General features: G+C 38.2%; 8 protein-coding genes. 5 read left to right on the top strand and 3 right to left on the bottom strand.

Annotation, left to right across the window (positions count from 1 at the left end; translation table 11 throughout):
- Positions 1 to 74: 74 nt before the first annotated feature.
- The 3 genes from QE382_RS12945 (at position 75) to QE382_RS12935 (ending at position 2,458) form a co-directional block, all read left to right on the top strand.
- Positions 75 to 590 carry a YdbT family protein gene (locus QE382_RS12945; RefSeq protein ID WP_307186257.1) on the top strand — a complete coding sequence of 172 codons (516 nt, stop codon included), beginning with the start codon at positions 75 to 77 and terminating at the stop codon, positions 588 to 590.
- A gap of 20 nt (positions 591 to 610) precedes the next feature.
- Positions 611 to 1,006, top strand: a complete 396-nt coding sequence (locus QE382_RS12940) for a ribosomal maturation YjgA family protein (protein ID WP_307186256.1) — start codon at positions 611 to 613, stop codon at positions 1,004 to 1,006.
- Positions 1,007 to 1,429: 423 nt separating this feature from the next.
- On the top strand, positions 1,430 to 2,458 hold the full coding sequence (locus QE382_RS12935; protein ID WP_307186255.1) for a threonine aldolase family protein: 1,029 nt from the start codon (positions 1,430 to 1,432) through the stop codon (positions 2,456 to 2,458).
- 210 nt (positions 2,459 to 2,668) lie between these two features.
- Here the strand turns inward: QE382_RS12935 and QE382_RS12930 are convergent, their stop codons facing one another.
- Positions 2,669 to 4,885: a glycoside hydrolase family 20 protein gene (locus QE382_RS12930; RefSeq protein ID WP_307186254.1), complete on the bottom strand. Its 2,217-nt coding sequence runs from the start codon at positions 4,883 to 4,885 to the stop codon at positions 2,669 to 2,671.
- A 487-nt stretch (positions 4,886 to 5,372) separates the two neighbouring features.
- Here QE382_RS12930 and QE382_RS12925 point away from each other — a divergent pair, with 487 nt between their 5' ends.
- Positions 5,373 to 6,365, top strand: coding sequence for a 2-hydroxyacid dehydrogenase (locus QE382_RS12925; protein WP_307186253.1), 993 nt, complete (start codon positions 5,373 to 5,375; stop codon positions 6,363 to 6,365).
- 91 nt (positions 6,366 to 6,456) lie between these two features.
- Here QE382_RS12925 and QE382_RS12920 read toward each other — a convergent pair whose 3' ends face one another.
- Positions 6,457 to 6,795 (bottom strand): winged helix-turn-helix transcriptional regulator, encoded by a 339-nt coding sequence (locus QE382_RS12920; RefSeq protein WP_307186252.1) that lies wholly within the window; start codon positions 6,793 to 6,795, stop codon positions 6,457 to 6,459.
- A gap of 118 nt (positions 6,796 to 6,913) precedes the next feature.
- Between QE382_RS12920 and QE382_RS12915 the strand changes: the two genes are divergently transcribed.
- On the top strand, positions 6,914 to 8,311 hold the full coding sequence (locus QE382_RS12915; RefSeq protein WP_307186251.1) for an MFS transporter: 1,398 nt from the start codon (positions 6,914 to 6,916) through the stop codon (positions 8,309 to 8,311).
- Between the two features lie 142 nt (positions 8,312 to 8,453).
- On the opposite strand, the gene QE382_RS12910 is transcribed toward QE382_RS12915, so the two are convergent.
- Complete coding sequence (locus tag QE382_RS12910; RefSeq protein ID WP_307186250.1) at positions 8,454 to 11,594, bottom strand: error-prone DNA polymerase; 3,141 nt, start codon at positions 11,592 to 11,594, stop codon at positions 8,454 to 8,456.
- Between the last annotated feature and the right edge of the window lie 2 nt (positions 11,595 to 11,596).

Below are 11,596 nucleotides of genomic sequence, written 5' to 3'. Positions count from 1 at the left end.
ATAACTAATCAGTCTGATTACATAAATATAAATATCTTTAACAAAAAAACATCGAAAAATTAAATACGCATTTTATGAAGACTTTTCAATTTAAATCACATAATGTAAAAAAGGGTTTAATGTTCGGATTAGGTTATTTAGCAGTAGTATTTGTGCTTCTTTATGTCTTTTTTGGTGGTATAAATGGGCTTGCTGATGCAGCAAACAATTTTGGTTCCGCTAAAGGTTTAGGCATATTGGTCGCGGTAGTTGTAATTGGACCACTGATTATCCTCTTACAATTCATTAATCCTAAGATCGATATACAGGTTGACAGTAAGAATTTATCCATTAAGAACTCGAAAAAAGATCCCAAAACTATTCCATTAGCGACAATTCATTCCATGGAAATCAACCAAACGCTGGTCAACCAGCTTCAGATATTTGATCAAAACAAACAACTACTCGCTACAATACATCCTCAAACCGACACCAATGTGATTTTTTCAATTGCCAGTACGATAGCACAACATGGTGAATTTGTAGCGACAAAAGGAAACAAGAAGATTTTCGGGAATGCTGTTCCAACGGTCTCCTATTTAAGGCAATAAACCAAGCTTCCATTATCGTGATGAAAAGCATTACAAAGATTCAGTACCTCGTTTTAGCCATAACAACTACCATTCTCGGTCTGTTGTCCCGAAAAATAGTGGCAATACCACCAATATGCGGTGATGTCCTCTATGCTGTGATGGTGTACTGGCTAGCACGATTTCTATTTATTAAAAAATCATTACTCTTTTCCAGCATCATCACGGTTTTATTCTGTTTTACGATCGAATTTTTACAACTCATACAATCTCCGTTCTTTGTATGGATAAGAACCAATGTGCTGTTACGTCTTGTATTTGGCCAGGGATTTGTATGGTCAGATCTAGCCGCTTATTTTTTGGGGGCTATCTCAGCTACCGCTCTTGATTGCGTTAGGCATCTCATGTTAAAATCGGTTCTTACTGTACGGGACTAAAATAACTTAGTTTATAGTGATGACTCCCATAACAATTCCGATCTTTTCGTAAACCATATCATTCAGTTGCCAAAGCGCTATTTTGCTTCCATCAATATCCATGATATGAAAAAATTTCCCCTAGTTAAATGCTTAAAGGTATTGAAAGTGTAGTCCATTCCAAATACCAGCAAGATACTTTCAGCAATTACAAGTCTTCTCATAATTTAATATAGATAAACGATTGATTTAAAGCCACTAACTAATTTATCCTTTCTTTTTTAATCATGCAGCAATAGTGGTTCAGAAAGGAATCTTTTTCAAGTTTAAGATTATAAAAAAACGATATTGTATTTATACATTTGATTCGGTCAAGATTCATTGCTAATGTTAGTAACATTGAGAACAAAATAGTTATGGGCAGGTCAACTAAAAAATAAATTTATGTATAGTTTTAAAAACGATTATTCAGAAGGGGCGCATCCCCGCATCTTAGATAAACTTATTGAAACAAATCTCATACAGCAACCTGGGTATGGAGAGGATGAATATGCCAAAGAAGCAAAAGCCATTATAAAGAGAAAGATAGCTAATGAACTAGCCTCCGTTTATTTTTTATCGGGGGGGACACAGACTAATCTATTGGTACTATCGTTTCTCTTACGCGTTCATGAAGCCGTAATTAGTGCAAAGACTGGACATATATATGCCAATGAAACGGGTGCTATTGAAGCAACCGGGCATAAAGTTATTAGCATAGACACTATAAATGGAAAATTAACTCCTGACGATATCATAAAAACATTGAATGAGCATGCTTTGGCGCCACACGTGGTAAAACCACGAATAGTTTATATTTCAAATTCTACAGAAATTGGGACAATTTATACCTTATTAGAACTACAGGCGTTATATGGATGTTGTCAGGAAAATCACTTGCTACTGTATCTGGATGGTGCCCGTTTAGGACATGCATTGACAGCGGCAAACAATGATTTATCGCTATCAGATCTTGGAAAGTATTGTGATGTATTCTATATTGGAGGTACAAAAAACGGTGCGCTTTTAGGTGAGGCTGTCATTTTCAATAAGCCCGAATTGGCGATGGATTTCGAATATGCGGTCAAACAAAAAGGTGCCTTACTAGCCAAAGGTCGTGTATTATCCGTTCAGTTTCTCGAATTGTTTAAAGATAATTTGTATTTTCAACTAGCGCAAAAAGCAAATTCATATGCAATGCAAATCGCCAAAGCAATTAAAGAAAAGGGGTATTCGTTTTTAACTGATTCCACAACAAACCAGCTATTCCCTATTTTACCAAAGTCTCTCATTCAGGTATTGAGTCAAAAATATCAGTTTTATATTTGGAAAGAAATAGATCATGATTATGCTGCTATTCGCCTAATAACCTCTTGGGCTACCGAAGAGGAACAGGTGGTAAACTTTATTGATGATCTAAAAACTTTCAGATAGCTTTTTTTTGCCAGCAACATTCCACTTCTATTTAACGAGTATCATACGTAGATGGATGCTTATAAAACTCGTTAAATAAAAGTGGCATAAAGTAATTTTTAGGCTTTAAAACTCCCCATAATGCTGCGGCGGCGATGGCACCGAAGAGTATTGCAACGATAAACAACCATATCGAAAACAACTGGAACTTAAGTAAAGTATTACATCCTTTCAATATAGCCAAATTTCATCACACGCGATCAGTGGATGCTTTGTGGGATGATTACGCCATAGCGGTAATTTTCTAAACGGGACAGCATAAATATGAATAGCAGTAACCTTACTATTTATTGATGTTTGATATCGAACTTTATCCACCTTATAATCTTCTTTCATGGATGCATGTTTCTGAACGGATACTTCTTGAAAATCTTTCCCATTTATAGAGAGCAAAATATGTAATTCCTTTGGCGGAAATATCCAATGCCGGGCATCTTTCAGAAAATTGAGTTCGATTGTATCTATCTGTGTTGGTTGTTTAAAGTCGAAAGTAATATCCATTACCTTACCATTCCACAATAGCCAATTGTAACTATAATCCAAATAGCCCGGAACGCTATCCGTAAGTGTTTTTAATCCATTTGCAGGGAATGATGGATCAAATGGATTTTTCGATGTAATACTTGCTTCTGAAGCTTTGTTTATTCTAACTCCGGCATTGAAGATGTCAGTCCATTCTTTTGCATAACTATCAGGCGATGCTCCAGCCTCGGCGAGTTCAATTACCCCTAGCCTTTTGGCATCTTCAACGAATTGAGCAACCATGCGCTTTACATCCGCTTTCGCCACCCACCGATTACCATCGCGCACAAATATACCATGATCATGGGAACCGTAAAATCTTGCTTGCTGCAAGTAAGTGTAATCCAGCCCTAATTGGATACGTCTAACCCGTGATGCCAATAAGGGGTTATCCTTACTGACAGTTTCTGCCTTTTCTAATAACGTCCTATAGTGATCCATGGCTTCTGGACTTAAAAAATCAATTCTATTATCAATTGGATTTCCATAAATCGACAAAGCAGAGGACGGCCCCGGCAAAAGACCTCTTCGCTGTTTCAGGTATGCCTTCACAAACGGGCCGGCTTTACCGTAATAGCCCTCGATAAATTCATTCATCAACTGATCTTCTGAGCGAACGTTCGTATCCCAGGCAAGATTGGCCAAAACATAGGCATTTAGTTCCGCCATATCACTATAAGTCGCTCCACCGCCCTGTAAAAAAATGCCTTCTACACCTCGTGTTTTCAAATAATCTAGACTTTTCTGCATCGTTCCTTGAATTGGAAATGGTGCAAGATAATTGGTAAACTGAGTCAAATAATCCCATACAAACACATGCTTCGCTTTGGATTTCCAAGCGCTCAATTGCCTTCTGAAAGTTGCAGCTGAGGCTTCAACAGTGACATCATTTTTGCGGAAAGCATCAATATTGCTTAGTATTACTGATACATTATCTGCCACACGTAAATGTGCAGGTGCATTGGCCGTTTCAAGATAAGCCAATGTCGTGAATTTCTGATCTGGAAAGATTGCGGCTACCCTGTTCACAAAGTGTATTAATGAGCCTTGCGGTCCCCCTTCGCGCTTATCTATAGCCTGACAACGATCGCAAGTACAGCTTCCCCTATCGTCATTAGCCGCAATAGACCAATAAATAGCCTCCGGATTTTCAAGCATCCTGCGCTTAAAGTAAGCAACGGTATGTGTAAAGACATCTTCATTAGATAGACAAAGCTGAACCGGCTGTCGCTTTCCATTAAACAGGGAATAATACTCGGGATGACTTTTAAAATAAATCGATGGTGGCAATATTTTACTCGCAGTGTGTCCCCAATCCCCCCACTTATCTTCCAAATAATGTAGACCATACCAATCCATGTATTCCTGATCCAGTTCTACTGGGAAATAGACCTCTCTATACTGAAAACTTGGTTTTGAAAAAATTTTTAGATCTGCAGCGACATACAAATCTGTAGCCTTAGGAATGTAAGTATTTTCATTACCTATATACCATTTCCTTCCACCAATGATATCCCTTACATAACGGTATGCCGCAAATAACACTCCTCTACCACTTCCCTTAATCCAAATAGTCTTTCCCACAACATCAATAGCATAACTATCCTCGGGAAAGGATTCCGTTATGGGTAGGCTTTCCAGGATAATAGCATCCGAAACATCAACTTTAGCTTGTATAGCATAGTCTGCACCCGTACTTTGTTTTGTGAAGGAATTGATAACATGCGCGGCTTGCATTGAAACAGGATTCTCTATATCCGCTTGAATGATATAAGCCGTTTTCCCATACTCAACTAATGTAATTCGCTCTTGTGCTTGCACTATCGTTACTAATGACAATAGACTTAAAATACACTTCCACATCATATAAAAATTTATCATACGGATAGATACGAGCAAAATAGCTCACAATCGTTGATTAAGCATGACCTATCCTTAACCGTACACGTGATATCAGCTCGTGCGGAGAAATAGGCTTTTTAATATAATCATTGGCGCCTACCTTAAATCCTGCTAAAATACTATTATCGTCATTCTCTTCTTTTCGTTCTTCATAGGAGCTTTAATTTTAGTACTTCATAGTACGACAAAGTTTAGAAAAAAAAACAGAATTCGTTGTAGACGCACAACTACAAGACTGCAAAAATTAATTAGCACTGATTTCAATTCATCGCATGCTTTAGCATGTTGGTTTCGTGTATTCACCACGATATTGTTCAACTTATTATTTAATAGTCTTAAGACTCTACTGCATAGTTTAATGTGATTGGACTAAATTAAACCGCTGGTATATACCCCGATTAACTAATTTATACTGTATATTTATAGTATACTAATACGTAGCAAACAATTTATGAAAATCGCCTTCTTTTCCACAAAACCATATGACAAATTATTCTTTGAAAAAGAAAACAGGACGTATGGCTTTCAGTTTAATTTTTACGAAACACATTTAGGGCCACACATTGTGAATGCTATTGAAGACGAGAAGGTAATCTGTGCATTTGTCAATGATAAACTTAACCGACAAGTTATCGAAGTACTGGCTGAAAAAGGTGTTGAATTGATAGCCTTGCGCTGTGCGGGCTTTAATAATATTGATTTAGAGGCGGCACGGGAGTTTGGAATAAAAGTGTGTCGAGTTCCTGCTTATTCTCCCGAAGCAGTTGCTGAACATACAATGGCCATGTTATTGACATTAAATCGTAAAACGCATAAAGCTTATAATCGGGTTAGGGAGCAAAATTTCGCATTGCATGGGCTTTTGGGCTTCAATCTTTATCAGAAAAAGATTGGGGTAATTGGCACTGGAAAAATTGGAAAGGCTTTTATCAAAATCGCCTTAGGATTTGGCGCGCATGTCATTGCCTATGATTTATATCCAGATCCTGAGCTTACAGCAAAAGGCGTCGATTATAAATCGTTGGATGAGGTCTTTAAGGAATCAGACATCATTTCGCTACATTGTCCGCTCACTCCTGAAAACCACTATTTGATTAATAAGGAATCATTGGATAAGATGAAGAATGGGGTTACAATCATTAATACAAGTAGAGGTAACTTAATTCATACCAATGATGTTATCAAAGCGCTTAAAGAGCGCAAAATCGGATTACTGGGTATTGATGTTTATGAACAAGAGGAAAAATTGTTTTTTAAAGATTTATCAACGACAATTATTGAAGATGAGACCATACAACTATTAATGAGTTATCCTAATGTTTTGGTAACCGCACATCAGGCTTTCTTCACCACTGAAGCGCTAACAGAAATTTCTCAAAGAACACTGCGAAGTATTTCCGACTTATTGTCTAAAGGAATCACGGATGAAGACGTCTTGCTATAAGCAAGACGTCGTAAGCATTTCAAATCATGCCGGTATATACGTGCTCAAAAAGGCAGTTGGAATTGATTAGATTATTGTATTCGTTTTCCATCTATCCCCTTTTACTCTGGTAACTTGCCCACCACTCATCAAGTCTTTCGATGACCGGCAATAAAGTTTTTCCCAACTCGCTGAGTTTGTATTCTACCCGTGGCGGAGATTCGGCATAAATCTGTCTACATAAAATTCCGTCACGTTCGAGCTCACGCAACTGGACAGTCAATGTCGTTTGCGCCAAATCTTCCATTTCACGCCTAAGCTCACCAAATCTTTTGGGACATTGTTTCGCTATAGCTTTAATGAGCAGTACCTTCCATTTTCCACCTATGATCTTAAAAATTCCATTGACATCACAACAAGAGCCAAAATTTTCACCTTTTTTTTCATTCATAATCACCTGATACTAAACATTAGTTCACAAAAACATACCAAGTACATAATTTGCAACTACTTGACTTAAAAAAATATCCAAACTATTTTTACCCGTAAAATTATTAAAAACTTTCTATATGAGCTTTCAAATTAAAGATCTACTTCATATTTTGTTTCTTTCAACTGCTGTATTTCTTTTCGTCATAGACCTTTTTATTTTGAATGTTTCCCTTCCGAACATTCAGCATGCGCTCCACTTAAGTAATAGTGATACGCAATGGATTATTGTACTTTATATTGTTGGTTACGCAAGTATTTTGATTTATGCCGGAAATGCCGGAAATCGCTATGGAAAGAAAAAGTTATATTTAGTTGGAATGGCCGGTTTTACCCTCGCTTCTTTTTTATGTGGTGTTTCAAGCAATCTCTACGCCTTATTGCTCGGAAGGCTGGCCCAGGGAATTAGTGCCGGATTGATGGTTCCACAAGGTATTGCACTGATTACTTTACTATTTGAAAATCCAGAAAAGAGATCCATGGCATTGGGCATCTATGGAAGTATAGCGGGTATTGCTTCGGTGATAGGTCAGTTATTGGGTGGAATACTCCCCGATCAAATCTGGATAAACGAAAGCTGGCGCCTTATCTTTTTAATCAATGTACCTATTGGATTTCTTGCCTTCTTATCTGTTTATCGGTATACGCCTAAAGATGATTCCAGTGTAAAATCTTCGATCTCCTTTATGCCAATGCTCACATTTTTTGCGCTTTTGATGGGGATAATTTTTCCATTAATCATGGGTCCGGAGTTGAAATGGCCATTGTGGTCACAATTCCTGTTAGTAGGAACACTTTTTTTCGTTTTATTGTTTCTAAAAAAGCAACGAAAACAACAACAAAAAGGTTATCCTACCCTACTAAATTTCATGCTATTCAAAAATAGGATTTTCAACATAGGGCTTCTCGCTGCATTAGCTTATTATATGGTTCAGGATGCCTACTTTATCATTAATTCAAATTACCTTCAAAATCAAAAAAATTACACGTCTACAATGACTGGCATTGCTTTCATTTACCAAGGCATGGGTTATGTACTCGCTAGCGTTATTGTAAGTAGATTAATACAGCGTTATGGAAAAATAGTTATACTTACTGGATTAGCAATTATGATTTTGGGTTTGTTGTTTCATCTTTTTATTTTTAATACACAGTTTTTAGATAATGATCAATTGCACGTGCTCTTCTTTTTTTATGGTATTGGCTGTGGCAGTGTATTGCCCGCATTAATGACACTTGCTTTAAAAGATCTCAATGAGACATTAATTGCTGACGGCACTGCCGTTTATCTTACCATACAACAATTATCGATCTGCCTAGGCATTGCTTGTATTGTTGGTGTATTTCTCCATCAAAAAGAAAGCATTTTTTTTGGTTGGCAGCATATCTCCTCATCCTATGGCTACTCAATGTCACTATCGGTCATATTGCTGTTGAGTGTCGTGTGTGCAGTGGCATGTTTACCTTCTAAAAAGTAAAATAGAACATAATTTGTTCAGCAACATCGGCCAAATGTCCATTTATTAGTTGAATTAAAGCAAGTTGCGCATAGATTAGAATGCTTGCTACCTACGCGGATTAAATGCATTTACTTCAAAAATGAGATTAATAAGGGTGAGATCAATGAAAATTTCTTCCTTTATGAAAAACGCCTGCAGCATTATCATTTTCTGCTGTTAGATCCTTTAACAATCCAGACATATCAAAGCAGCGCTGAGCAATGACATGAATAACTTCTCCTTCAGCTTGAATTTTACCAGCGATCATAAGGAGCTTTGCCCGAAGGATCTCTTTCCGATATTTTTCAAACACAGTACTCCAAACCACAATATTTGCAAAACCTGTATCATCTTCAATGGTGATAAATAAAACACCTTTAGAGGTTCCTGGACGTTGCCTAACGGTAATTAATCCACATATCTTTACTGGCATATCATTTTTTATCCCGCCCAATTTTGCTGTCGGCACTACATGGAGAAGATCTAGCTTTCCACGCAAAAAGCTCACCGGATGTGCTTTAATGGATAGCGATGTTTTCGCATAGTCTGCAACTACATGCTGACTTTCCGTAAGCAATGGTAACTGGATCTGTCCCTCTGTTATACTTTCAGAAGCTTGCCCTTTAAATAATTCAATTGGCCGATCACCTAATGCTGTAATTTCCCAAAGTGCTTGTCGACGATCCATATTCAGCGACCTAAACGCATCTGCATGCGCTAACTTTTCTAAGGTAGCAAGCGATAATCCAACGTCCATCATTGCTGCAATGGATGAATAGCCCTTGTGCCGACCAGTAGTTAGCACAACGGCCTCTTCAACAGAAAATCCTTTAATTTGGCGTACCCCCAATTGAAGGGCATGCGGTTTACCCATCTCACCCTTTAACGTATTGTCCCAAGTTGAATGATTTACATCAATAGGATGTACCAGTACACCATGTTTCTGTGCATCAATAACAATTTGAGCGGGCTGATAAAAGCCCATCGGCTGACTATTCAATAAGGATGCAGCAAAAATATCTGGATAATAATACTTAAGCCATGAGGACACATATACTAGTAATGCAAAAGATGCTGCATGGCTCTCTGGAAAACCATAACTACCGAATCCTTCCAGCTGCTTAAAGACTCGATTGGCAAATTCTTCTGAATAGTTTTTTTTGACCATGCCATCGACCATTTTTTGGTGAAAGGAAGATACCTGCCCTTTGGATTTGAATGTTGCCATACTACGCCTCAATTCGTCGGCTTCCGCAGGCGTAAATCCTGCTGCAACTATAGCAATTTCCATGGCCTGCTCCTGGAAAAGAGGAACTCCTAAGGTTTTTTTAAGAATAGCTTCGATCTCTTGACTAGGATAATCAACTTCTTCTTCTTTATTTCGACGACGTAAATAGGGATGCACCATATCCCCTTGTATAGGTCCCGGACGTACGATAGCCACTTCAATGACCAAATCATAAAATTTTCGTGGTTTTAATCGCGGCAACATCGACATCTGTGCCCGGCTTTCAATTTGAAATACACCTAAGGTATCTGCATGACAGATCATATCGTAAACCTTTGGATCGTCCTCGGCTCCAATGTCGGCGAGTGTAAGCTCTTTTCCGTAATGTTTTCTTGCGAGTTGAAAAGCCTTTCGGATACAGGTCAACATTCCCAAAGCCAATACATCTACTTTCAGAAAACCAAGTGCTTCCAGATCATCTTTATTCCATTCGAGATTGGTGCGATTATCCATTCGAGCATTTATTACAGGACAGAGTTCATGTAAATTACCTTGTGTAATTACAAACCCACCAGTATGCTGGCCCAGTTGCCTCGGAAATCCAATATATTGATGCGTCAATTCCAGCACTTTTCTCAGATGCTGGTCTTCGGAATTAAAGCCCTGTTCAACCAAACGCTCTAAATTGATAACATCATCCCAATGGCTACTTACTATGCCTGCTAAACGCCCTACAGCATCTAAAGATAGTCCCATGGCCTTACCAACATCACGTATAGCTCCTTTTGAACGTACTTGTGTAACTGTGGCCACAATGGCAGCCCGGTTGCGTCCATATTTCTCATAAATATACTGGATTACTTCCTCACGACGCTCATGTTCAAAGTCGACATCTATATCTGGTGGTTCATCGCGGGCATCGGACATAAATCGTGCAAAAAGAAGCCTATATTTAGAGGGATCCACCGAAGTAATTCCTAAACAGTAACAAACCGTAGAATTTGCCGCTGAACCTCGCCCCTGACATAAAATTCCTTTTTCTTTGGCAAATCGAACATAATCGTATACCGTCAAAAAATAAGAAGCATAATTTTTACGTTCGATAAAATCGAGTTCCATTTGAATCGTTTCCCGAATGCTATCGGGTATATCACCGTCAAATTTTTTCTTGGCTCCTTCCCAAGTTAGATAGGTTAATTCCTCCTGCGTCGTTCGCCCATTAGAAGATAACTCATCGGGATATACATATTTCAAATCATCTAAGGAAAAATGACAAGCGTTGGCAATTTTTACACTCTGTTCGATAGCCTCTGGGTACCCCCTAAACAAACGTTCAACTTCAGTGATTGACTTTAGGTAGCGCTCTGCATTGGGATACAAATTAAATCCAGCAGTTTGTATCGTACATTTTTGACGGATACAAGTTAAAATATCCTGCAATTCACGTCTTTCGGGTATATGATAATATACATCGCCGAGAACAACAAGTGGGATATCGAATTGGTTACCCAGTTGATTTATTCTAAACAATAGTTTTGAATCATCTCCCCGATAAAGTTTTTTAATACCTAGACTAAGAAAGCCCTGGAGGAACTGTTGACATTGCTGTACAAATTCAATAAAAAAAGGATCTAGCTCAAAACCAGCCACCAATTTTTCAGGTGGACAAATAATAAACATAATTCCCTCAGCATATTGAAATACATCTTTTTTATACAACTCACATTTGCCTTTTTCAGTCCTTAAGTTCCCAACGGTTAACAATGTTGAAAGTCGACCATAAGCTTCTTTATCTGTCGGGTAAGCGAGTAAGCTAGGGCCATCTTGTAAGTCCAAGCGACAGGCAGGAATAAGTCGTATACCGGCTTTTTTGGCCGCTATATGTGCGCGAACAATACCAGCAAGGCTATTACGGTCTGTTACTGCGACAGCATGATAGCCCAATTGAGCCGCCTGTTCAATCAATTCTTCGGGATGTGAGGCACCTTCGAGAAAACTGAAATTACTTGTTATCTGTAATTCACAATAATTCATCT

Origin of the sequence: Sphingobacterium zeae (assembly GCF_030818895.1) — a bacterium.
Taxonomy (GTDB): domain Bacteria; phylum Bacteroidota; class Bacteroidia; order Sphingobacteriales; family Sphingobacteriaceae; genus Sphingobacterium; species Sphingobacterium zeae.
The sequence above is the reverse complement of the archived record's forward strand: the minus strand, read 5'-3'. Positions and strand labels throughout refer to the sequence as shown.

Bases quoted from the DNA above. Each gene is read 5' to 3' on its own strand.
- QE382_RS12930 (WP_307186254.1), bottom strand. From the start codon at position 4,885: ATGATGTGGAAGTGTATTTTAAGTCTATTGTCATTAGTAACGATAGTG.
- QE382_RS12920 (WP_307186252.1), bottom strand. From the start codon at position 6,795: ATGAATGAAAAAAAAGGTGAAAATTTTGGCTCTTGTTGTGATGTCAAT.
- QE382_RS12915 (WP_307186251.1), top strand. From the start codon at position 6,914: ATGAGCTTTCAAATTAAAGATCTACTTCATATTTTGTTTCTTTCAACT.
- QE382_RS12925 (WP_307186253.1), top strand. From the start codon at position 5,373: ATGAAAATCGCCTTCTTTTCCACAAAACCATATGACAAATTATTCTTT.
- QE382_RS12940 (WP_307186256.1), top strand. From the start codon at position 611: ATGAAAAGCATTACAAAGATTCAGTACCTCGTTTTAGCCATAACAACT.
- QE382_RS12910 (WP_307186250.1), bottom strand. From the start codon at position 11,594: ATGAATTATTGTGAATTACAGATAACAAGTAATTTCAGTTTTCTCGAA.
- QE382_RS12945 (WP_307186257.1), top strand. From the start codon at position 75: ATGAAGACTTTTCAATTTAAATCACATAATGTAAAAAAGGGTTTAATG.
- QE382_RS12935 (WP_307186255.1), top strand. From the start codon at position 1,430: ATGTATAGTTTTAAAAACGATTATTCAGAAGGGGCGCATCCCCGCATC.